The sequence below is a fragment of the Haloarcula onubensis genome, assembly GCF_031624605.1.
GTDB lineage: Archaea > Halobacteriota > Halobacteria > Halobacteriales > Haloarculaceae > Haloarcula > Haloarcula onubensis.
In genome coordinates, this window is record NZ_JAMQOS010000005.1 from 21,601 (window position 1) to 44,070 (window position 22,470).

General features: G+C 69.1%; 24 protein-coding genes. 15 read left to right on the forward strand and 9 right to left on the reverse strand.

All coding sequences use genetic code 11. The features are described 5' to 3' along the window. Positions 1-2 precede the first annotated feature (2 nt). The gene (gene nadA, locus NDI86_RS14655) at positions 3-1,124 is read right to left on the reverse strand and encodes a quinolinate synthase NadA (protein ID WP_310901187.1); all 1,122 of its coding nucleotides are present in this window, start codon (positions 1,122-1,124) and stop codon (positions 3-5) included. A gap of 367 nt (positions 1,125-1,491) precedes the next feature. Between nadA and NDI86_RS14660 the strand changes: the two genes are divergently transcribed. The 9 genes from NDI86_RS14660 to NDI86_RS14700 all read left to right on the forward strand — a co-directional run bounded on the left by NDI86_RS14660 (position 1,492) and on the right by NDI86_RS14700 (position 11,207). After that, positions 1,492-1,668 (forward strand): hypothetical protein, encoded by a 177-nt coding sequence (locus tag NDI86_RS14660; RefSeq protein WP_310901188.1) that lies wholly within the window; start codon positions 1,492-1,494, stop codon positions 1,666-1,668. 121 nt (positions 1,669-1,789) lie between these two features. Beyond that, positions 1,790-3,001, forward strand: a complete 1,212-nt coding sequence (gene hmgA / locus NDI86_RS14665; RefSeq protein WP_310901189.1) for a hydroxymethylglutaryl-CoA reductase (NADPH) — start codon at positions 1,790-1,792, stop codon at positions 2,999-3,001. A 76-nt stretch (positions 3,002-3,077) separates the two neighbouring features. Then, on the forward strand, positions 3,078-3,566 hold the full coding sequence (locus NDI86_RS14670; RefSeq protein WP_310901190.1) for an Lrp/AsnC family transcriptional regulator: 489 nt from the start codon (positions 3,078-3,080) through the stop codon (positions 3,564-3,566). 151 nt (positions 3,567-3,717) lie between these two features. After that, positions 3,718-5,898, forward strand: coding sequence for an amino acid permease (locus NDI86_RS14675; protein WP_310901191.1), 2,181 nt, complete (start codon positions 3,718-3,720; stop codon positions 5,896-5,898). Positions 5,899-6,015: 117 nt separating this feature from the next. Then, the gene (locus NDI86_RS14680; protein ID WP_310901192.1) at positions 6,016-6,528 is read left to right on the forward strand and encodes a gamma carbonic anhydrase family protein; all 513 of its coding nucleotides are present in this window, start codon (positions 6,016-6,018) and stop codon (positions 6,526-6,528) included. 102 nt (positions 6,529-6,630) lie between these two features. Beyond that, the gene (locus NDI86_RS14685; protein ID WP_310901193.1) at positions 6,631-8,082 is read left to right on the forward strand and encodes an APC family permease; all 1,452 of its coding nucleotides are present in this window, start codon (positions 6,631-6,633) and stop codon (positions 8,080-8,082) included. 2 nt (positions 8,083-8,084) lie between these two features. After that, positions 8,085-8,732 carry a potassium channel family protein gene (locus NDI86_RS14690; RefSeq protein ID WP_310901194.1) on the forward strand — a complete coding sequence of 216 codons (648 nt, stop codon included), beginning with the start codon at positions 8,085-8,087 and terminating at the stop codon, positions 8,730-8,732. A gap of 60 nt (positions 8,733-8,792) precedes the next feature. Next, on the forward strand, positions 8,793-10,682 hold the full coding sequence (locus NDI86_RS14695) for a glutamate-cysteine ligase family protein (RefSeq protein ID WP_310901195.1): 1,890 nt from the start codon (positions 8,793-8,795) through the stop codon (positions 10,680-10,682). 51 nt (positions 10,683-10,733) lie between these two features. Beyond that, positions 10,734-11,207 (forward strand): redoxin domain-containing protein, encoded by a 474-nt coding sequence (locus tag NDI86_RS14700; protein WP_310901196.1) that lies wholly within the window; start codon positions 10,734-10,736, stop codon positions 11,205-11,207. Between the two features lie 24 nt (positions 11,208-11,231). On the opposite strand, the gene NDI86_RS14705 is transcribed toward NDI86_RS14700, so the two are convergent. The 6 genes from NDI86_RS14705 to NDI86_RS14730 form a co-directional block, all read right to left on the reverse strand. Beyond that, a complete protein-coding gene (locus tag NDI86_RS14705) occupies positions 11,232-11,882 on the reverse strand; it encodes a DUF7504 family protein (protein ID WP_310901197.1) in 651 nt (216 codons plus the stop codon). After that, on the reverse strand, positions 11,879-12,805 hold the full coding sequence (locus tag NDI86_RS14710) for a GAF domain-containing protein (protein WP_310901198.1): 927 nt from the start codon (positions 12,803-12,805) through the stop codon (positions 11,879-11,881). The genes NDI86_RS14705 and NDI86_RS14710 overlap by 4 nt, the downstream gene beginning before the upstream one ends. Before the next feature lie 145 nt (positions 12,806-12,950). Then, positions 12,951-13,979: a dipeptide epimerase gene (locus tag NDI86_RS14715; protein WP_310901199.1), complete on the reverse strand. Its 1,029-nt coding sequence runs from the start codon at positions 13,977-13,979 to the stop codon at positions 12,951-12,953. Next, positions 13,976-14,986, reverse strand: a complete 1,011-nt coding sequence (locus NDI86_RS14720; RefSeq protein ID WP_310901200.1) for an N-acetyltransferase DgcN family protein — start codon at positions 14,984-14,986, stop codon at positions 13,976-13,978. The genes NDI86_RS14715 and NDI86_RS14720 overlap by 4 nt, the downstream gene beginning before the upstream one ends. Positions 14,987-15,031: 45 nt before the next feature. Continuing rightward, positions 15,032-15,925 carry a Vms1/Ankzf1 family peptidyl-tRNA hydrolase gene (locus tag NDI86_RS14725; protein WP_310901201.1) on the reverse strand — a complete coding sequence of 298 codons (894 nt, stop codon included), beginning with the start codon at positions 15,923-15,925 and terminating at the stop codon, positions 15,032-15,034. Between the two features lie 54 nt (positions 15,926-15,979). Further along, positions 15,980-16,339 carry a DUF5802 family protein gene (locus NDI86_RS14730; protein WP_310901202.1) on the reverse strand — a complete coding sequence of 120 codons (360 nt, stop codon included), beginning with the start codon at positions 16,337-16,339 and terminating at the stop codon, positions 15,980-15,982. Positions 16,340-16,626: 287 nt separating this feature from the next. Here NDI86_RS14730 and NDI86_RS14735 point away from each other — a divergent pair, with 287 nt between their 5' ends. The 4 genes from NDI86_RS14735 to NDI86_RS14750 all read left to right on the forward strand — a co-directional run bounded on the left by NDI86_RS14735 (position 16,627) and on the right by NDI86_RS14750 (position 19,230). After that, positions 16,627-16,797: a hypothetical protein gene (locus NDI86_RS14735; RefSeq protein WP_310901203.1), complete on the forward strand. Its 171-nt coding sequence runs from the start codon at positions 16,627-16,629 to the stop codon at positions 16,795-16,797. A gap of 134 nt (positions 16,798-16,931) precedes the next feature. After that, the gene (locus NDI86_RS14740) at positions 16,932-17,564 is read left to right on the forward strand and encodes a DUF1405 domain-containing protein (protein WP_310901204.1); all 633 of its coding nucleotides are present in this window, start codon (positions 16,932-16,934) and stop codon (positions 17,562-17,564) included. Between the two features lie 98 nt (positions 17,565-17,662). Next, positions 17,663-18,532 (forward strand): hypothetical protein, encoded by an 870-nt coding sequence (locus NDI86_RS14745; RefSeq protein WP_310901205.1) that lies wholly within the window; start codon positions 17,663-17,665, stop codon positions 18,530-18,532. 50 nt (positions 18,533-18,582) lie between these two features. After that, the gene (locus NDI86_RS14750) at positions 18,583-19,230 is read left to right on the forward strand and encodes an ArsR/SmtB family transcription factor (RefSeq protein ID WP_310901206.1); all 648 of its coding nucleotides are present in this window, start codon (positions 18,583-18,585) and stop codon (positions 19,228-19,230) included. On the opposite strand, the gene NDI86_RS14755 is transcribed toward NDI86_RS14750, so the two are convergent. Beyond that, positions 19,227-19,706, reverse strand: a complete 480-nt coding sequence (locus NDI86_RS14755; protein WP_310901207.1) for a hypothetical protein — start codon at positions 19,704-19,706, stop codon at positions 19,227-19,229. The genes NDI86_RS14750 and NDI86_RS14755 overlap by 4 nt on opposite strands. Before the next feature lie 250 nt (positions 19,707-19,956). Here NDI86_RS14755 and gatD point away from each other — a divergent pair, with 250 nt between their 5' ends. Further along, complete coding sequence (gatD, locus tag NDI86_RS14760; RefSeq protein ID WP_310901208.1) at positions 19,957-21,204, forward strand: Glu-tRNA(Gln) amidotransferase subunit GatD; 1,248 nt, start codon at positions 19,957-19,959, stop codon at positions 21,202-21,204. A gap of 41 nt (positions 21,205-21,245) precedes the next feature. Continuing rightward, entirely contained in the window at positions 21,246-22,154 is a 909-nt protein-coding gene (locus NDI86_RS14765) for a GNAT family N-acetyltransferase (protein WP_310901209.1), read from the forward strand. A gap of 37 nt (positions 22,155-22,191) precedes the next feature. Here NDI86_RS14765 and NDI86_RS14770 read toward each other — a convergent pair whose 3' ends face one another. Beyond that, entirely contained in the window at positions 22,192-22,467 is a 276-nt protein-coding gene (locus NDI86_RS14770; RefSeq protein WP_310901210.1) for a ubiquitin-like small modifier protein 1, read from the reverse strand. Positions 22,468-22,470: the final 3 nt, after the last annotated feature.

Genomic DNA, 22,470 nt, shown 5'->3' on the forward strand with positions numbered 1-22,470 from the left:
GCTCAAATCTCCAGCATCCGGTCGAGGGCGACCTGGGCCAGTTCCTTCTCCTCGGGCGCGACCTCGATGACGTTTCGTTCGCGGCCCGCGACGAGTTCCTCCAGCACCCAGGTGAGGTAGTTCGGGTCTATCTGGCGCATGGCGTTGCAGTCCATGCAGGCGTCGCCACAGAGCGGGACGACGTTGACCTCGGGATGCCAGCGCCTCAGGTGGTGGGTGAGGTGAATCTCGGTACCGATGGCCCACGTCTCGTCGGGGTCGGCGTTCGCGACTTTCTCGCAGATGGTCGCCGTGGAGCCGCTCACGTCCGCGGCCTCGACGACCTCGCGGCGGCACTCGGGGTGGACGATGACGTTCGCGTCGGGGTACTCTTCCCGAATCTGCTCGACGTGGTCCTCGCGGAATCGCTCGTGGACCTGACAGTACCCCTCCCAGAGGATGACGTCGTTCTCGACGGCGCTCGCCGCGTCGGCCCCCTCGGGGTCCCACGGGTCCCACTCGACGATATCGTCTTCCATCCCCAGCCGGTGGGCGGTGTTCTCCCCGAGGTGTTTGTCGGGCAGGAACAGCACTTTGTCGCCGTGTTCGAAGGCGTATTCGAACGCTTTGTGGGCGTTCGAGGAGGTACAGACCAGTCCGCCCTGTTCGGCGCAGAAGGCCTTCAGGTCGGCGTAGCTGTTCATGTACGTAATCGGGATGATGGTCTCGTCCGTCTCGGCGGTGAGTTCGGCCCACGCGGCGTCGACCTGCAGCGCCTCGGCCATCCCCGCCATCGGGCAGGACGCCTCCATCGAAGGGAGGATGACGCTCTGGGCGTCGTCCGTGATGATGTCGGCGGACTCGGCCATGAACGTCACCCCGCCGAAGATGACGTAGTCGGCGTCGGACTCCGCGGCCTCCTTCGAGAGCTGGTAGGAGTCACCGATGAAGTCGGCGTGTTCGACTATCTCGCGGCGCTGGTAGTTGTGGCCCAGGATGACCACGTCGTCGCCCAGCGCTTCGAGCGCCGCCTCGATGCGCTCGGTCCGTTCGTCCTCCCCGAGTTCCCGGTACGCCGGTGGGAGCTGTTCGAGGTTGTCGTACTTGAAGAGACTGAGGTCGGTTTCGAACTCAGCCGTTTCCATTTCGGGCAAAGTTGACCCTCCTATAGGTACCTAGTCGTTCGAACCCCTCTATTGAAAAAATTTTGCCTTCAATAACCGGCGATGGGGGAGATTAGTGGGTCAGTGACGGACTTTGTCGACACTTGGTGTGTGATACCGTCGCTCACACGGTCGTCGGTCCGCCGTCCGGTCACAGTCGGCTTCCAGACGGCACTCCCGCTCTCGGCGAGCAGTCTCTCGAAGGCTTGCGTCGGGTGCCGCCCGGTGCGAGAGGGCCACGACGCGGCAGGGGGCCGCCCCCGCGGCCGCTCGGCTCTCTCGCAGCGGAGTCAGTCTCGCTTGCAACGGCAACCCGGCGGGTTATCGAACCGACACGAATAGTCTGTCCGTGACCTATCAGACGACGGTCGGCTGGTCGCTCCTCACCTCCGGAATCGTCACGGTCCTCCTTTACGTACTGCCCGGTGATTCGCTCTGGTGGGGCATCGGCCTGTTGCTCGCCGGACTCGTCGTCCTCTACGTCCGGCGCGACGACGTCTCCGAGGCCGTGGCGGCGGTGACGTGACGCACAAGCGTCCTTCGTGGCCCGTCTCCCGGCCGGCTGGGTGAACACTGCGCCGGGAGCCGACGCCACGGGAACGGCCGACAAGAGCAACTGTTAGGGGCCCGGCCCGCCACCGACCGGTATGACCGACGCCGAGACGCTCGCCGAGCGGGTACAGAACGGCGAGCTACGCCTCTACGAACTCGAAGACCACGCCGACGCCGAGACGGCCGCCGCCGCCCGCCGACAGCTCCTGGCCGAGGAGGTCGGCGCGGACCTCGAAACGGTGGGCGAGTACGCGTTCGACGCCGCCGACGCCGAGCCCAACATCGAGAACATGGTCGGCGCGGCCCAGATTCCGATGGGCGTCGTCGGCCCGCTGCCAGTCGACGGCGGCGCGGCCGACGGCGAGCACTACCTCCCGCTGGCGACGACGGAGGGCGCCTTGCTCGCGAGCGTCAACCGGGGCGTCTCGACCATCCGTAAGGCCGGCGGCGCGACCGCTCGCGTCCTGAAAAACGGCATGACCCGCGCGCCGGTGTTCAGGGTCGACGACGTGGCCGAAGCCGGCGAAGTGTCGGCCTGGGTCCGCGACCACGTCGACGAACTGGCCGCGGCGGCCGAGTCCACGACCAGCCACGGCGAACTGCAGGACGTGACGCCCTACGTCGTCGGGGACAGCGTCTTCCTCCGCTTTGCCTACGACACGAAGGACGCGATGGGGATGAACATGGCCACCATCGCGACCGAGGCGGCCTGTGACGTCGTCGAGTCGGAGACGCCCGCCGACCTCGTCGCCCTGTCGGGCAACCTCTGTTCCGATAAGAAGCCCGCGGCCATCAACGCCGTCGAGGGCCGCGGCCGCACCGTCTCGGCGGACGTGCTCATCCCGCACGAGCAGGTCGAGGAACGCCTCGATACGACGACGGCGGCCATCGCCGAAGCGAACACGCGGAAGAATCTCGTCGGCTCCGCCAAAGCCGGTGCCCTGGGCTTCAACGCCCACGCCGCCAACGTCGTCGCCGCCGCGTTCCTCGCGCTGGGCCAGGACGCCGCCCAGGTCGTCGAAGGGAGCAACACTATCACGACCGTCGACGCGCGCGAGGAGGGGCTGTACGCCTCCGTGACGCTTTCGTCGCTCGAAGTGGGGACCGTCGGCGGCGGCACCTCGCTGCCCACGCAGGCCGAGGCGCTCGACGTGCTGGGCTACGCCGGCGGCGGCGACCCGGCGGGCAGCAACGCCGACGCGCTCGCGGAGGTCATCGCCGCGGGCGTGCTGGCGGGGGAACTCTCCCTGCTGGCGGCCCTCTCGTCTCGACATCTCTCCTCGGCGCACGCGGAACTGGGACGGTAAGGCGCCGCCCGGACGGTCCGGCGGCCCCGCCACCGAACCGCGCACTTTTGTGCCAGCCCGTCGCTAACAGGACGGCATGGCCGACCCGGAGTACGCTATCGACGACCTCGACAGACAGATTATCCACGCCCTGCAGCGCGACGCCCGCCACACTGCCGCCAGCGAAATCGCGGAGTCGCTCGACGTCTCGGCCCGCACCGTCCGGAACCGCATCACCAACCTGGAAGACGCCGGCGTCATACGGGGGTACGACGTCGACGTGGACTACGAGGCCGCCGGCTACCAACTTCACACGCTCGTCGTCTGTACGGCCCCCATCCACGAGCGCGAGGAGATAGCCCGGCGGGCCCTCGACGTGGACGGCGTCGTCGCGTTGCGGGAGGTCATGACGGGCGCCGACAACGTCTACGTCGAGGTCGTCGGCGTCGACGGCAACGACCTCAGCCGCATCGGTCGCGACCTCAACGACATCGGCCTGGAAGTCGTCGACGAAGACATCATCCGCAACGAGTACACCCGGCCGTTCCACCAGTTCAGCGCCGAGACGGTCGGGGACGATAACTGAGCGTTCGGTTCCGGCAACCCGATACAGAACTATATTAATTTCCGAAACGGAATCTAAACCCACGCCTTTATCTCTTTCCGGAATATACTGCTGCGTAGTGAGAGCGGTGTGACGGCGACGCGGCGTCCCGTCGGCCCCACTACCAACGGATATGACCAAAGACCTCGAACGGGACCTCGGCCTCCCCTCCGTCCTGGCTATCAGTATCGGTGCGATGATCGGTAGCGGCATCTTCATCCTGCCGGCACTGGCCCTGGAGATAGCCGGCCCGCTCGTCATCGTCGCGTACGCGCTCGCGGGGCTGCTCGTGGTGCCCGCCGCCCTCTCGAAGGCGGAGATGGCGACAGCGATGCCCGAGGCCGGCGGGACGTACATCTACATCGAGCGCGGGATGGGGCCGCTGCTTGGCACCGTCGCCGGGGTCGGGACGTGGTTCTCGCTGTCGTTCAAGGGCGCGCTGGCGCTGGTCGGCGGCGTCCCCTACCTCCTCCTGCTCTTCGACCTCCCGCTGAAGCCGGTCGCGCTGGCGCTGGCCGCCCTCCTCATCCTCGTCAACGTCGTCGGGGCCAAACAGACCGGCCGGCTCCAGGTCGCCATCGTCGTCGTGATGCTTGCGGCGCTGGGCTGGTTCGCCGCCGGCAGCGCGCCCAGTGTCGCGTCGGCCAACTACGCGAACTTCTTCGACGCCGGTCTCGCTGGCCTGCTCGCGGCGACGGGGCTGGTCTTTGTCTCCTACGCCGGCGTCACCAAGGTCGCGAGCGTCGCCGAGGAGGTCGAGAACCCGGGCCGGAACATCCCGCTCGGGATACTGGGCTCGCTCGTGTTCACGACGCTGCTGTACGTCGCGCTGGTGGCCGTCCTCGTGGGCGTGACCGACCCGGGCAGCGTCGCCGGGTCGCTGACGCCCGTCGCCGTCGCCGCCGAGGCGACGCTGGGCCAGGTCGGCGTCGTGGCGGTCATCCTCGCGGCCATCCTCGCGCTGATTTCGACGGCCAACGCGGGCATCCTCTCCTCGTCGCGCTACCCCTTCGCGATGAGCCGCGACCGCCTCGCGCCGCCGTCGCTCTCGGCCGTCAGCGACCGCTTTGGCACCCCGCTCAACGCCATCACGCTCACCGGCGTCGTCCTGCTGGTACTCATCGCCTTCGTCCCCATCCTGGAGATAGCGAAACTCGCCAGCGCCTTCCAGATACTGGTGTTCGCGCTCATCAACGTCGCCGTCGTCGCCTTCCGCGAGGGCGGCGCCGACTACGAGCCCGAGTTCACCGCGCCGCTGTACCCGTGGGTGCAGGTGTTCGGCCTGCTCACCGGCCTGGCGCTGCTCACGCAGATGGGGCCGGTCGCGCTGGTCGGGGCCGTCGCCATCGTCGCCGCCAGTGTGGTCTGGTACCTCGCCTACGTCCGCCCGCGGGTCAGCCGCGAGGGCGTGGCGACCGACGCCGTCCGCCGCCAGGTCGGTCGCCAGGCGCTCACCGAGGTCGCCTCCGCCATCGACGAGAGCCCGACCGAGGTGCTGGTTCCGCTGACGAAAGGCCGCGGCGGCGCGCGCGAGCGGGCGTTGGTCAGCCTGGCCGCGGACCTGGTCCGTCCCGACGGGGGCCGTGTCGTCGCGGTGCGGTTCGAGGAGGTGCCCGACCAGGCCCCGCTGACCGAGGACGTGGCCCGCCAGTCCGCCGCGGACCGCACCTTCGAGGTCCGGACCGAAGCGCTGGCCGACGAACTCGACGTCGCCATCGAGGCCGACGAAATCGTCAGCCACGATACGAAACACGCCATCGTCAACTTCGCCCGACATCGCGGCGTCGACAGTATCGTGGCCGAACACGAGCCGCTCCGGCTGCGCTCCAGGCTGCTCGGCGACCCCATCGACTGGGTCGTCCGCCACGCGCCGTGTGACGTGTTGCTGGTCGACAACCTCGGCTACGACGCGCCAAGAACCGTCGCGCTCTCGGGCGACCGGGGGCCGTACCACCCGCTCGCGGTGACGGTCGCCGGCGCCGTCGCGGCGGCCAACGAGGGGACGATAGCGCTGTGGTACCCCGTCGACGGCGCGGGACCTGACACCCACCGGGAGACGCTGGCGACGTATCAGGACGAACTGTCGGCGATGCTCTCGGTGCCGGTGCGGTCGGAGTCGCTCCGGACCGACGGCGGCCAGCCCTCGCGGCCCGACCTGCTGGTCCGGCGCGGCGCCGACGACAGCGTCCGCGGGGCGCTGCTCGACCCGCGCCCGACGGTCCCGAACCCGGGCTGTACGACCGTCACGGTGTACCCCCACGAGTCCGGTCGCCCACCGCTCGCGCGTCGGCTGCTCGAACGGCTGACCTTCTAACGCTGCCGGCTGTAGGTCCGTGACGATATCCGGAACTCGGACGTGACGATTCGTTCGGCACGCTACAGCCGGCAGTGTGACCGGTATCTTTTCGGATGGCCCACTCCCGGTATCCGTATGGACAGTCGCGAGTACGCCTTCGAGGGAGCGGAGCCCGACATCCACGGATACGCCCACGTCAGCCGCGAGGCGACGGTCGTCGGCGACGTGAGCATCGGGCCGAACGCGAACGTCTGGCCCGGCGCGGTGCTCCGGGGGGACGTGGGACCGGTCGAGGTCGGGCGCGAGACCGCCATCGGCGACGGGGCTATCCTGCACGCCTCGACGGTCGGCGAGAAGGTGATGGTCGGCCACGGCGCCGTGCTGAACGACGCCGACGTGAAAGACGGCGCCTTGGTGGGGTTCAACTCCACCGTCAGCGACGCCGTCATCGGGGAGGGTTCTATCGTCGCCATGGGCACCGTCGTCCCGCCGGGCTACGAGGTCCCGCCCAAGTCGTTCGTCCGGGGCAGCCCCGCCCAGGTGACACCGCTCTCGGAGACGACCATCGACCCCGACGAGGTGTTCGAGGCGTTCTCCTCCGGAGACTACGCGAACCTGGCCGCGCGACACGAGGACCTCTTCGAGTAACACTGATTGTGATTCGGTCGTAAGTGGTTCGTGGCCACTGGTAGCACGTCTCTCGATAGCGGGGTCGTCACGCACCGTCTGCCGGGGCCATCGCTACCGACAATGAGTGGGCAACAGACACGCTCGCCCGACGCCGAACTGGGACTGCTGGACGCCAGCATGATAGGCATGGGCGCGATGATAGGCGCCGGCATCTTCGTCCTGACCGGGCTGGCGGCCGACATCGCCGGCCCCGCGGCGCTTGCCGTGTTCGTGCTGAACGGCGTCGTCACCGCCTTCACCGCGCTGTCGTACGCGGAACTGGCCTCGGCGATACCGAAAAGCGGCGGCGGCTACGCCTTCGTCAGGGAGATTTTCGGGGACTTCTCCTCTTTCCTGATGGGCTGGATGCTGTGGTTCGCGTACATGATAGCCGGCGGGCTCTACGCCCTGGGGTTCGCCCCGAACTTCATCGAACTGCTCCACGTCTACGACCTGGTCCCGCCGCCGGAGTCGGTCGGCGCCGTTGCCCTGCCGGCCGTCGACGTCGGCGTGCCGCTGGGTCTCGCCTTTGCCTTCGGCGCTGTCGTTCTCTTCGTCTCGCTCAACGCCGTCTCGACGGCCGCCAGCGGGAGCGTCGAGACCATCTTCACCGCGACGAAGGTGACCATCCTGCTTGTCTTCGTCGCGTTCGGTATCGCGTCGCCGATGTTCTCCAGTGCGGAGTTCCAGCCGCTCTTTCCCCAGGAGACCGGCGCGTACGCCGTCCTCCCGGCGATGGGGCTGACCTTCATCGCTTTCGAGGGGTACGACCTCATCACGACTGTCACGGAGGAGGTCAAGAACCCGCGGGAGAACATCCCAAAGGCCATCTTCGTGAGTCTGGCCGCGACCATCGTCGTCTACATCGCGGTGGTGACGGTGGCAATCGGCACCCTCGGTGCCGAGGGGCTGGCCGAGGCCGGCGAGGCCGGTATCGCCGAGGCGGCGACGGCGTTCATGCCCACGGGGCTCCCGATAATCAAGAACGGCGGGGCCATCATCGTCTTCGGGGCCGTCTTCTCGACGCTGACGGCGCTGAACGCCGTCGTCATCGCGTCCTCGCGCGTGGCCTTCGCGATGGGGCGGGAGGGGCAGTTGCTCGCCCGCGTCGGCCGGATTCACCACCGGTACGGGACGCCCTTCGCGGCGATTCTCCTGAGTGCCGTCGTGATGGCCGGCTCCGTCGTGTTGCCGACCCAGAGCGCCGGCAACATGTCGAGCCTGTTCTTCCTGCTCTCCTTTGTCATCGTCAACGGGGCGGTCATCAAACTCCGCCGGGAGCGCCCGAACATGAACCGACCCTACGAGATACCCTACTACCCGCTCCCGCCGTTGCTCGGTATCGGCCTGAACCTCGTGCTGACGCTCGTCCTCGTCGCGTTCCTCGTCCAGACGGACCCGATGGCGCTCGGTCTCAGCCTCGGGTGGCTGGGGCTGGGCGCCGTCGCCTACTACGCGCTCGACCGGTATCGCCTCGCGCGTGGCGCCGAGGCGGGCTCGACCCAGGGCACGGTCACAGCGGAGGAAGACTAACCATGACACGGAATCTTCGCGTCGTAATCGCGGGCGGCGGACGCGTCGGCTTGCAAACAGCGCGGCTCCTCGTCGACCGGGGCGACCACGTTGTCCTCGTCGAGCGGGACGAGTCGGTGGTCGACGACGTGGCCAGCGAGTGGCTGGCGACGGTCATCAACGGGGACGCGACCCACCCGGACATCCTCCGACAGGCGGATGTCGGCCGGGCCGACGTGGTGGCGGGGCTCACCGGCCAGTCGGGTGTCAACCTCGCAATCTGTATGGCGGCCGCGGAGCTGAACCCGGGCGTGCGGACGGTGGCCCGCATCGACGAGGCGGCGGACGACACGTACACGCAGTTGGTCGACGCCGTCGTCTTCCCGGAGGGCGCCGGCGCGAAACTGGCGGTCAACGAGATAGTCGGGTCGGACATCCAGTCGCTGTCGGCGGTCACGTCGGACCTCGACATCATGTTCGTCCGCGTCGCGGCGGACGCCCCCGCGGCCGGGAAGGAACTGACGGAGGTCCGGTTCCCGGCGGGGACGCTGGTCATCTCCGACGGCGACAGCGTCGCCACCCCGGACCTGACGCTCGAACCGGGCGAACGGTATCTCGTCGCCGTCGAGCCCGGCGTGGCGGACGAGGTGGTCCAGTTACTCCGCGGGTGAGCCCGACACCGGGCCCGCTGGACGGACCACTTATAATGGAAGCGCCGCCACACTCCCTGCATGGACGATATCGTCGACCTGGTGCGCCGGTCGCTGGCCGATGAGACCTACGGGGAGTTCACCGACCGGGTCGACATGCAGGCCGAGGAGCTTCGCCGCGCCATCGCCGCCGGCGAGTTCGACAACGAGGCGTTCTCGGTCGGGCTGGAGGTCGAACTGTACGCCATAAACAGCGTGCCAGAACCACCGGACCCCGAGGCCGACGAGGTAGACGCCGACGAGGAACAGTCGGCCGCTCTCGACGACGACCTCGGGGGCGGCGGGAGCGGGAACGCCTGGGACGGCTCCCTGGAGCCCCAGGGCGAATCTGACGGGGGCGGAGCCTCCCTGGAGCCGGACAACGAGACGCCGCCGCCCGAGGCGGACGCCGACGACGGCTTCGGTCCCGGTGAGGGGCCGTCGCTGGACGTCGACCCGGACAGCCCGCTCGCGCCCGACGAACCGGACGAGCCCGACGAGCCCGACAGCGAGCCGGCCGTCGAGGCCGAAGCCGACGACGACCGGCCGTACATGGACCCCGAGGAGTGGGAGGGGCGGCTCACCCGACTGCCGGACGTCGTCTTCGAGGGCGAGGCGAACAAGGAACTGGGGCTGCACAACGCCGAAATCAACACGGCGCCAAACACCTTCGACGGGGCGGGCATGGAGGTCCAGACCACGGCCGTCGAGATGCACACGAAGCAGGCCCGCCAGCAGGCGAGCAAACACAACTGCGAGCTGATTCTGGACGCGATGTGGACGATTCCGCCCGAGGAGGGCGGCGAGGACTACCTCTCGGCCCACGAGGTCCGGGACGACGTGGTGCTGGCCGACAACATGCGGCAGGCGCCCCGCTACGTCGCGCTGGACAACGAGGCCGTCCAGCGCGCCGGCGGGGCCATCGACTTCTCCGTGCCGGGCTACGAGGGGTCGTTCCCCACCATCCTGTTCGAGTCGCTGGCCACGTCGATTCAGCCCCACCTCCAGATTCCCGACACCGAGACGTTCCCGGAGTACTACAACGCCGCCATCCGCACGCTGGGGCCGCTGCTCGCGCTGTCGGTGAACGCCCCGTTCCTGCCGGCGGACTTCTACCCAGAGGACACCGACGGCGAGTGGCTCTGTGCCAGCACCGACCACGAACTGCGTATCGCGGCGTTCGAGCAGTCGGTCAACACGAGCGAGAATCCGAAAGTGCGGGTCCCCCGGGACATCGACACCGTCGAGGACGTCGTCGACCGGGTCGTCGCCGACGACCTCTTTGGCCCGTTCCTCCGGGAGTGGCTCGACGAGAGCGACCGGGACACCCTCGAAGACGACATCTGGGAGTTCGACCACAAGCGGGGGACCTACTGGCGCTGGCTCCGCTGTGTCATCGGCGGGGCGCCGGTCGAGGGCGCGAGCGACGAGCGGTCCCTGCGCATCGAGTACCGCCCGCTCCCGACCCAGCCCCACGTCAAGGACATGATAGGGCTACAGGCGCTGACCGTCGGCCTCATCCGCGGCCTCGTGGTCGCGGACCACCCCGTGACGGAACTGCCCTGGCAGGAGGCCGAGCGGAGCTTCTACGCCGCCGCCGAAGACGGTCTCGACGCCGACCTCTCGTGGGTGACTATCCACGGCGAGCGGACCACCGACCGGGAGGTCATCTTCGACGAGCTATTCCGCTTCGCCCGACTCGGGCTCGAAGAGCAGGACCTGCCCGAGGCCCGAATCGACGAGTACCTCGGCCCCATCGAGGACCGCTACGACGCCGGCGAGACGCCGAGTTCCTGGAAGATAGACCGGGTGCGGGCGCATCTCGGCGACGGACTGGCCCTCGACGAGGCGATGGCGGCGATGCAACGGGAGTACTTCGAACACTGCCGCGAGCACCACGCCTTCGCGGAGTGGCTGACCGACGACGCCTAGGGCGTGTCGATTGACGACCATTTATCCGGGTCCCGCTCCAACCGACGAGTGATGGTATCCACAGGCGATTCCGCACCTGGTATCTCGGCAACGGTCGCGAACGGAGAGGTAGAGGCGTTCGAACTGTCCGACCACCTGGGCGACGGCCCGGTCGTGCTCGCCTTTTTCCCCGGCGCGTTCACGCCGCCCTGTTCCAACGAGATGGTGGCGCTGCAGGAACACCTCGGCGACTTCGAGGCCGCCGGCGCGACCATCCTCGGCGTCAGCGCCGACTCGGCGTTCTCGCAGAACGCCTTCCGCGAGGAACACGGCCTGGAGTTCGACCTGGTCAGCGACATGGACCGCGACGCCATCGAGGACTACGGCGTCCGCATCGACATCGAGGACCTCGGCCTCATGGGCGTCGCCAACCGCTCGGTGTTCGTCCTCGACGACGACGGCGAGGTGACCTACAGCTGGGTCGCCGAGGACCCGACCAACGAGCCGGACTACGAGGCACTGCTCGACGCCGTCGAGAGCGCCTGAAAAACCGCGAACCGCTTTTTTCGTCTACAGGTCGACGTCGACCGTCTCTTCGCCGTCCAGCCCGTCGACGGTGAGCGTCGCCTGTCCCAGCCCGGTCTTCTCGACCTCGATGTGAGCCGAGAAGGACGTCTGGAGGCCGCTAATCGTACTCGACATGTCGGCGCCGATGTCGGCGCTGGTGTCTACGGCACAGACGCCGATACCGTCGCCACGGCGGAGTTCGGTCAGGAAGTTGGAGTTGAGGAACCGATACAGCGAGCGGGTGTCCTCGATTTCGCTCGCGATGGTCGAACAGAGCATGATGCCCGAGCGGAACCGGCCCGAGCCCTGCTGGGCCGAGGCGACGAGCGTCGAGAAGTCCATCCCGAGCCGGGTGAGGTCGCTGACGTCGTCGACCGTCTGGATGTCGTCGCCGCTCGCGGGGCCCTCACAGGTCAGCACCGAGGCGCGCGAGCCGGCCCCCGTGCGGGCGCTGTTGAGGTCGCGCTGGACGGCCCGCCCGCCGCTACCCGTCGAGAGGACGATGGAGCGCTCGTCGTCGTCGGCCGCGACCAGTTTCGAGAAGACCGCTTGCAGCGCGTCGGCGTCCTCGCCGGTCAGCAGGATGCTGGTTCCGCTGTCGACCGGACCCAACGAGAGCGGGTCGACGTCGAACCCGTCGGTCGCGACGCTCATCGTGCCACCTCCTCGCTGCGGGCGTTCCGAAGTGACTTCCGCAGGTCGAGAATCTCCATGGCCGTCTCGGCGAAGTCCTGGAGTTCAGCCTGCTCTCTGGCGTCGTAGCTTCGTTTCTCGAAGTCGATGAGACAGACCTGGCCGATGACCTGCCCGTTCGGGGCGGTCATGTTCGCGCCGGCGTAGGAGACGATACCGAGGTTCTCGAGCTGTTCGTTCTTGTTGAAGCGGTTGTCGTCGGCGATGTCTTCGATGACCATGACGTCCTCCTGGAGCATGCTGTGGGTGCAGATCGTGTCTTCGCGCGTGAGGCTGTCCAGGTCGGCGCCGTGGCACGCGAGGAAGTTCTCTTCCTCGGCCTCGATGAGGCCGATGAAGGCGACGCCGGCGTCGAAGTGGCTCGCGATGAGGTCCGTCAGCCGCTCGAAGCTCTCCTCGATGGGGAGCTCCTCGATGTCGTACTCGGCCAGCGTCGCCAGCCGCTCCTCCTCGTCGTCCGGCCGGAGGAAGCCGACCTGCGCGCTGTGTTCGATGACGTCGTTGGTGACGAACCCGAGCCGGTCGTGGGCGTCGGGTAGGTCCCTGTTGAGATACTCGACGATGGTCTCCTCGAAGGAGGCGGTGTCGATATCCTGTGGCTGTCGGTCGGTAAAGAGGACGCTGGGAACCTGTGGGGCGTGTTCCCTGACGGCGTCGATGACGTCCATCCCGGTCCCGTCGGCCAGGTCGTAGCTCGTGACGACACAGACCACGGACTCCTCGCGGAGCAGGTCGGTCGCGTCCTCGACGGTCGTCGCCTCTACAGCGTCGAGGGTCCCCTCGCTGTCGATAGCAGCCGACACGTCTTCGATTCGCTGGTCGTCGTCGACGCACAGTACCGTTCGCGAGAGGTCGCTCGCCTCCTCAGTCGTCGCCTTTGACATACCTCTCCTGACGGAAACCAACATATAGCTCTGGCCGACCGATTATCGGCCATGATTTTGCAAGCAACAATATAAGTAAGGTTCGTACCAACAACGTTGCTGACAGTTTACATTGGCCGCCGAGATACGGCCAGTTCTACCCAGTTCAGCGCCGGCGCGCGCCGGTGCCAGCAGACACGCTCCGGAGGTCGAAGCGGTCGCCGTCGATGGGGACACCGTCGAAGGGGTCCGAATCGAGCAAGAGTGCGCCGTCGAGGTCGGCGTAGTCGACCAGCGGCGCGAGGTGGACGGCGGCAGCGATGCTCGCGCCGGACTCGACCATACAGCCAAGCATCGTCGAGAGCCGGTGGGCGTCGGCCGCGTGGATCAGCCGCCGGGCCGCTCGCGGGCCGCCGCACTTGGCGAGTTTGACGTTGACGACGTTGCAGGCGTCGGCCAGTCGGGGGACGTCGGTCGCGGTCCGACAGGCCTCGTCGGCACACACCGCCATCGTCGTCACGTCGGTGACGCGGGCGAGTCCGTCGACGTCGTCGGCGGCGACGGGCTGTTCGAGCATCGTCACGCCGCCCGCCGCCAGCCAGCCCGCCTTCTCGACGGCCTCGTCGGCGTCCCAGGCCGCGTTCGCGTCGACCCGCAGTTCGGCGTCGGGGACGGCTTCCCGTACCGCGTCGAAGCGGGCCCGGTCGCCGTCGCTGCCGAGCTTCAGTTTCAGCCGGTCGAAGCCCGCGTCGACGGCGGCCCGCCCCTTCTCGGCCATCCGCTCGGGCGGGTCCAGCCCGACGGTGTAGGTCGTCGGCGGGACGCGGCCCGGGTCGAGTCCCCACTGGCGGTACAGCGGGACGCCCAGGTCGCGCGCGGCGAGGTCGGCGACGGCGATGCCGACGGCGCTGCGGGCGGCGGGCTGTTCGGGGGCGTCCTCGTGGCACAGCCGCTCGATGCGCTGGCCCGCGTGGGGGTCACCGACTTCCTCGACGGTGGCGAGCAGGTCCGGCAGCGTCTCCGCGACCGTCTCGACGCTCTCGCCGTAGTAGGCCGACGGCGTCGCCGCGCCGTAGCCCGTCGTCCCCTCGTGGGTCAACTCGACGACGACGGACTCGCAAACCTCGCTCGTCCCGCGGCTGATGCCAAAGGGCGTCGCGAGTGGCAGGTCGTGGGTCTCGACGGTCCAGTTCACAGTATCGCCTCCAGTACGTCCTCTGGAATCCCGTGCCGGACCGGGTCGGTCGCGGGCGCGTCGATGGCGTCGCCGTAGGCCGCCACGGCGTCGGCCGCCGCGTCGTCGTCGAGGCCCCGGGTGTTCAGCGTGCCGGCGACGACGGGGGCCTCAGCGACCGGCGCGGCCATGCGCTCGTAGAGGTCGGCGTACGCCCCCGGCGGGGGCAGGTCGAACGACTCGTAGCCGTGGACGACCTCGCGGCCGGCCTCGTGACACATGACCAGCGCGTCCGGCGCCGACCCGTGGAGGATGCTCGTCGTCACGCCCGAGTACGCCGGATGGACGAGCGCGCCCTGGCCCTCGACCACGATGAGGTCCATCCCGACCGGCGTCTCGACCAGGCGCTCGACGGCGCCGGCGGCGTAGTCCGAGATGACGCGGTCGATTACGATACCCCACCCCTCGATTACCACGCCGGTCTGGCCGGTCGGGACGACGGCGGCGTCGAGCCCCCGCTCGCGGGCCGCGTCACGGAGTTCGAAGGCCGTGGTCATCTTGCCCGTCGAGCAGTCGGTGCCGACGGTGGTGACGACGGTCGCCTCCACGTCGCCCGCGGTCCCGTCGGCGACGGTGAGGTTCTCGGGCGGCTTTCGAAGGTCGACCAGTCGGCCGCCGTGCTCGGCCGCGAGTTCGGCGAACTCGTCGTCCTCGGCCAGGAAGTCGTGCAGTCCGGCGAGGACGTGCGAGCCCCGCTCTAGCGCCGCCCGAACGTCGGGGCGCCAGGACTCGTCGAACTCGCCGCCGATGGGCGCGACGCCGACGACCAGGGCGTCGACCTCGGGCACGTCGGCCATCGACGCGACGATTGGGGCGTCCTGCACGTCCGGGAGGTGATCGGCGACCCGCCCGCCGGCGTTGTCGCGGTCCAGCACCGCCCGCACCTCGTGGTCGCCGTACCGAAGGAGTCCCACCGCTGTCTTGGCGCGCTCGGGGAACAACTCGTGGGCGAGGACGGCGACCTGCATACGTGGAGGGTCGCGTGGTGAGCGCCTAAAGCTAGGGGCGGCGGGTTACGGCAGTACCAGCCGCACGGACCACAGCGACCGCACCGCGTCGGCCAGCGCGTCCTCGGGGTCGCCGGTGGCGTCGACCCGCCGCACGACCGCCGCCCGGTCGTCGAACTCGTGGACGACCGACCCCTCGCCGACGACGTACAGCCGGTCGGGGTCGACCTCGTCGATAGCGGCCCGACAGCGTTCGACGTGGCTCGCTATCTGCTGGTCGCGCAGGCGCTCGAACCGCGACTGGGAGAAGCCGCCCTTGGAGTGCTGGCTCTTCAGCTCGGAGTCGAAGCCATGGAACGCCGTCCGCTCGCGCCCGTCGTACTCCCCGAGCGCGAACAGGTCCGACCGGACGAGCGCGACGGTGTGTGACCCGGTGGGCTCGAACCACGACCGCTCGAACTGGACGCTGTCGGCCCAGTCCGCGAAGGGCTCCGGCGGCACTGGCACGGAGAGGCAGGCCGACAGCAGCCCCGCGTCGTCGGTGACCGCCAGACACGGCGCGGCGCCGGCCACCGCCTCGGTGCGGTCGCCGAAGGCCTCGCGGACGGCCTCGGGAAGGTCGTGTTCGTCGGCGACGTAGGCGGTGAACACGCCCTCCGGCTCCGTGGCGAACGACGCCAGCCGGTCGAGTATCTCCCCGACCCGCGCGCCGTTGAGCCGTTCGGCGGTGCGCCCGCTCGCGGCGCCGTCGGCCGACTGTAACCGCTCGACGCGGTCTTCGAGCTCCGTGACGCGGTCCTCGAGGCGGTTCTCCCGCTCCTCGGCCCGCTGGCGGGCCGTCGTCGCCTCGGCGCGGCGCTCTTCCTCCGCGTCGAGCTGGCGTTCGAGGTGGCGCTTTGCCTCTTCGAGTTCGGCGACGCGCTCCTTCAGCGACTCGCGCCCCAGCAGCCGGTCCAGCATGGACTGAACTGCTGCGGGCGACCGGCTTAAAAGTGGCTGCCCTCGTCGACCCGGCTACACCGCGCTGTCGGGCACGGCGTCGCTCGCGTCCGCGACCGACAGTAGCTGGGCCGCGTGGTCGGCCTTCGCGAGGAACACCTCGCTGAGACTGGGCGGGTTCCGGATGTCCGCGTCCGCGAGTACTTCCCGGGGGACCGCGAGCGTGTCCGCGGGCACCTCCTCGTCGCCTCGGACGGGGAAGTGGCGCCGCCCGAGTTTCATCACCAGCGGCAGGTCCGTCCGTGTTACGCCCTCGTCGCCGTACAGCCGCTGGTTCACTCGCTCGTGCTGGTCCCGACACATCGCGGCCCCGCCGTCTCGCGGTTCGACGTAGAGACGGCCGAGATAGTAGCCGCGTGAGAACTGTTCGAACATCGGTACACGTGAACGATGCGCACGCTTATATAAAAGCCTTCGGCGAAATCCCTTTGTCGGCGGGCTATTCCAGCGGTGACACGACGCGTGACACCGCTCGCGGGTCCGGGCTATCCACGGCGCTCGATGCGGCGGGACCGTTCGGCCATCGTAGCCCGGTACTGTTCGCACGTATGAGAACAGCTTTCGTTCGAATATGAACCCGGACGGTCGCTTTTATACTAGTATCACGAGTGGAAACGGGCGAAACCGGAACGTTTGAGTGGAAAACTGTCTCGAAACAGAGTATGGACCCCACAGAGCGCAAATACTCCGTTCCGGACTCCGTCCTGGAGCACTTGCGTGCCGCCAGCGAGACGGCCCGAGACGACGAGGCGCTGTACCACATCCGCGAGGCGATTCAGATATCCGAGAGCGAGATCGAACTCTCCGCCGAGACGGCTGCGGCGTCGGAGTAGGCCCCGCCGCGGTCCGACGACTCGCTCCGCCGTGGGAACTTGGGGACTGTCCCGGCGAACGCGTCTGTCCGCCGGGCTCACACGCCGGCGACCGATACCGACAGCGTTTCCGCCCGTCGTGTTGCAGGGGGCGTATGGACAACCGGGGGCCGTTACCGCGGAGATACGCGCGGTACTACCTGGAGAACGCGCCGAGCCTGGTGTGGCTGGTGGTCGTCAACAGCGTGGCCGTCCTCGTCGGCGTGCGCTACTACGTCGAGACGATGCCCGGCGTCTCGACGTTTCTCTGGCCGCTGTACGCCGACTCGCCGACCGCGCTCTTCCTGATGACGCTGTCGCTGGTGACGCTGTGGCCGTTTCTGGGCGACTCGCTCGACGCCGTCCCGACGAACCGCCCGCTCGCTTACCTCCACACCATCGCCCTGGTGTGGCTGGTGAAGATGGGCGTCTGGACGGTCGTGGCGCTGAACCTCGGGTTCGACGCCTACTTCCCCGCGCTGTGGGCCTACTTCGGCATCATCGTCACCCACGTCGGCTTCGTCGCCGAGGGGACACTGGTCCCACACTACGCGCGGACGACCCGCGGGGCCTTGGCGACGGCGCTGGTGCTCGCACTCGCCAACGACGTGCTGGACTACGGGCTGGGCTACTACCCGCCGCTGCGCTACGACCCGGGCCCGGCGCTCGTCGTCGCCACGGTGGCGCTGTCGGTCGCGTCGGTGGCGCTGGCGGCACGCTGGCTCCCGAGGCTGGACGAGAGCAGTTGATAAACTCTCTTGGACTAGCTCGGGTCGTCACGCGGACGGGTGAACGACGCGAACGAACGGCCCGGTTTTTAATTGGGGGTCGCCATACACCCAGGTAGATGACTCACCGGCACACGCTGCTCGTCGTGTCGGTCGCCGTCGCCATGCTGGTCTCGCCGACCATCATGGCCCAGGAGACCGCGACGGCGACCCGGACGGCGGAAAACGAGAGCGGGGAGACCGCTGGCATGGGGGCCCAGCTGACGGCGTTTACCCAGTCCAGCGCCGCCGCCGCGAACGACTCCATCGAGAACGGGATGTGGAAGGCGGGGTTCGACCAGTCCAACGCCAGCGACAGGGCGCGGCTCGTCCGGGAGCGGGCCGGGTCGCTGGAAGGGCGACTCGAACGGCTCCAGCGGGAGAACGAGACGCTCCGGGAGCGATACGAGAACGGCTCGCTCCCACAGCCCGCGTACGTCGCCCGACAGAGCCGACTCAGCGCCCGTATCGACGCGCTGCGGACGGCGATAAACGACACCGACGAGGCCGCGTCCAGGGCCGGCGTGAACGATAGCCGGCTCGAGGGGCTCCGACGGAACGCGTCCGACCTGACGGGGCCGGAAGTCGCGGCCATCGCCCGCGGGCTGGGCGGCGGCCCGCCGGCGGACCGGGGCCCACCGACGGACCGGGGCGAGCGGGGGCCGCCGGAAGACCGGGGTCCGTCGGCCGGGGCGAGCAACGGCGGCCCGTCGGACGGCGAGCGCGGCCCGCCTGCGAACCGAACGCAGGGCGGCGCTACGGGCGCTGACGGCGGCGCCAACGCCACGGACGGCGTGCAGGGCTCGAACGCCGCCAACGGGACGAACAGCGCGGACGGCGCCGCCGGCGGTCGTTCCGCGGGCGGGTCGAACGGCGCCACAGACGGGCAGCGCGACGACACGAACGGCCGGAGCCACGCCGGTGACGACGGCTCGCGTGCCCGAAACTGACGGACAGTTGAGGGTCACGCTTTTGAACTACGACCCGTTACGTCAGGTGAATGGACTCCGCCGAGTTGCTCGACCTGCTTGGAAACGCTAACCGGCGGCGGATTCTGCGCCTCCTCGCACACAAACCCTGCTACGTGACCGAGATAAGCGAGTATCTCGGCGTCAGCCCGAAGGCCGTCATCGACCACCTCAAGAAGCTCGAAGAGGCGGGGCTGGTCGAGTCCCGAACCGACGACCAGCGCCGGAAGTACTTCTCCATCTCGCGGAACCTCCGCCTGGAGGTCCGCGTCTCGCCCTACGAGTTCGGGACCAAGAGCGCCTATCCCGCGAGTACCGGGCTGGATATCTCCACCTGTCGACACCTCTCCATCGAGGTCGACGACGAGGACGGCGAGAACCTCCGGGACCTGGCCAGACAGCTCGCGCGGCTCGAACAGCTGGAAAACGAGCTCTCGCTGGCTCAGCGGTGGGTCCAGGGGCGGGTGACAGACGTCCGCGACCGGTTCGACGACGCCATCGAGGACGGCGAGGGGCGGCTGTACGCGGAGCTTGTGAGTGCGCTCACGCACGGCCCGATGTCGGTCCGCTCGCTGGCCCGCGATGTCGAGGCGCCGCCGGAACTGGTCGAGAAGGCGCTGTCCCGCCTCGCGGCGGAGGACGTCGTCGAGCGGACCGACGACGGCTGGCAGCTCAGTTAGAGCTCCCGGGTCAGCCCGTCCCGGAGGTCCCGGCCGAAGTAGTGGCCCAGAAGCGCCAGCACGAGCCCGACGGCGGCGGCGATAGCGAACAGCCGCGTGCCGTCCAGCCCGGCGAGTACCTGCGGAAGCAGCGAGCTGACGGCCGCCAGGCCGGCCAGCAGGCCGCCCGCGATAGCCGTCTCGGCGTAGCGGCGTTCGCGGTCCAGTACCCCGTGGACGAACGAGCCCAGGGGGATGCCGGCAAACGAGGTGAACGGAATCATCGGGACGAGGCTGCCAAGCGTCATCCCGCCGCCGATGGCGACGAAGGCGACCACCAGCGCCCGGACGGAGAAGTAACTGCCGCCGGACTCGTCGGCCGTCTCGGTGGCCTCGCTCGCCGGCTGGCTGGTGGTGTCGGCCGCGTCGGTGGCCGTCGGCGCCGACTCGGCGTCCGCGTCCGACTCGCGGGTTCGCTCCGCCGTTCGTTCGGCCATACCCGTACTGCGCCCGCTGGACGTATGTCCTTTATGGGGACCGTCTGACGCCCGTCAGCCACTGGTTGACACCGGCATACCAGCCGGTGTCTCCCACTGGGAACGGGGGCATATCAGCCGGTGTCTCCCACTGGGAACGCCGGCAGGTGAGACCACCTACCCCGCAGGCGGACGCCGGTACGGTCGCCCCGTCCTCGGCGGCTGAAGCCGAACGGATGGGTTCAAGTCGGGGCGGCCGGAACTGACGGACATGAACGCAGGCGACCGGGTCCGCGTCGACCGCGCGGACCAGCGCTACGAGGGCGTCTTGCTCCCCTCCAGCACGGACGACCACCTCGTGGTCAAGCTCGACGGGGGGTACAACGTGGGTATCGACCGCGACCAGGCAACTGTCGACGTACTCGAATCGGACGTCTACGACGTCGAGAGCGCACAGGACGAGGAGTCGAGTTCCGAAATCGAGTTCGACGAGGACCTCCCGACGGTGTCGCTCATCTCGACCGGCGGGACCATCGCCTCCACCGTCGACTACCGCACCGGCGCGGTGACCGCCCAGTTCGACGCCGAGGACGTGCTCCGGGCGGTGCCGGACCTCGCCGGGATGGCCAACTACCGGGGCCGCGTCGTCGCCAACATCCTCTCGGAGAACATGACCCCCGCCGTCTGGCGGGACCTCGCCGAGGCCATCCGCGACGAAATCGAGGCCGGCGCCGACGGCGTCGTCGTCATGCACGGCACCGACACGATGCAGTTCACCGCGTCGGCGATGGCGTTCATGCTCGACACGCCGGTCCCAATCGTCTTCACCGGCAGCCAGCGCTCGGCGGACCGCCCGTCCTCGGACAACGTGATGAACGCCGTCTCCGCCGTCGAGGCAGCCACGAGCGACTGCGCGGAGGTCCTCGTCTGTATGCACGAGAGCGAGTCCGACGACCGCTGTGCGCTCCACCGGGGTACCCGCGTCCGCAAGAACCACACCTCCCGCCGGGACGCCTTCGAGACGGTCGGCGCGGAGCCGCTGGGCGTCGTCGACTACGACACCGACGGGGACAACGCGGTGTCGTTCCGCCGTGAGTACGTCGAGCGGGGGGCCAACGAACTGGCACTCCACGACGACCTCGCCACCGACGTCGAACTCGTCAAGTTCACGCCGGGGATGGACACCGCCCTGCTTTCGGCCGCGGCCGAGGGCAGCGACGGCCTCGTCATCGAGGGGACGGGACTGGGCCACGTCAACACGGACTGGATATCGGTCATCGACGGCCTCGATATCCCCGTCGTGATGACCAGCCAGTGTCTCGAAGGTCGGGTGTGTGACCGGGTCTACGACACCGGGCGGGACCTGTTGGAGGCGGGCGTCGTCGAGGGCGAGGACATGCTGCCCGGCACCGCGAAGGTCAAGCTGATGTGGGCGCTGGAAAACAGCGACGACGTGGCAGACACGATGGGTGAGCCGCTGGCCGGCGAGATTCAGCAGCGGTCGACGCCGTGGCTGTGAGCGCGCTGTAGCTTTTTCTCGCTGGCTGTCGAAGGGCCGCCATGGACCCGACCGTCCGGCAGGCCCGCGCCGACGACGAAGCCGCCGTCGTCGCCTTCGCCGAGCAGGTCTGGGAGGACCGCCCCGACACCGTCGACTACATCCCCGACGTGTTCGCCGACTGGGTCGACAGCGACGGCCCCGACCAGCACACCGTCGTCGCCGAAGTCGACGGCGCGGCCGCCGGGCTCTGTCAGGCCGTGATGCTGACCGACCACGAGGCGTGGCTCCAGGGGATGCGCGTCGACCCCGCCCACCGCGGCGCGGGGCTCGGGCTGGCGATGGTCGAGCACTGCTTCGACTGGGCGCGCGACCGTGGCGCGACCGTCGCCCGCAACATGGTGTTCTCGTGGAACGACGCCGGCCTCGGCCAGTCGGTCGCCGCCGGATTCGCGCCCGACACCTCGTTTCGCTTCGCCCACCCCGAGCCTGACGCGGCCGCCGACCCCGGCGGGGAGGCCGAGCCCGCTCCCGCGGTCGAAAGCGACCCCGCGGCGGCCTGGAGCTACTGGACGGCCAGCGACGCGCGGACCCACCTCTCGGGGCTTGCACTCGACCCGGAGCGGGCGTGGGCACTCTCGGAACTGCCCCGCGAGCGACTCCACCGGCTGGCCGACGAGGAGCGCGTCTTCGCGGTCAAATCCGACGGCACGACCGGGATGGCCTGTCGAACCGGCGAGCGAGCGGGCCCCGACGGCGACCGCCTCGCGGAGTACGCCGTCGGCGCCTGGGCCGACCGGGACGCCGCGGGGGCGCTGTTCGACGCGATTCGCGCCGACGCCGCCGAACTCGGCGTCGACGGGACGCGCGTGCTGTTTCCCGAGACCCCGCGCCACGTCGCCGAAGCCGCCGCCGTCCGGGCCGAACTGGCCGACTGGCCGGACTTCGTCCTCGCCGCGGACCTGAGCTAGTTAACTCCCGGCCGTCAGAAACCACCCGCAGACGCTGTCAGCCGCCACTCACGGGCGGGAAGAGCGCGAGTTCGGTGTCGGCTCTGACCTCGGTCTCCAGTCCCTCCCGCGCGGCGAAGGCGTCCTCGCCGTCGACCAGCAGTCGGATGTGGTCGGCCAGGGCGCCGTCCTCGAACAGTTCCGCGCGCAGCGCCGGCTCGGCCTCGACCAGCGCGGCGAGGGCCTCCTCGACGGTGGCGTCGGGGTCGACGTCGACGCTGACGGAGTCGCCGCCGGCGGCGTCACGGAGGTGTGCGAACAGCTTCCACTCCATACG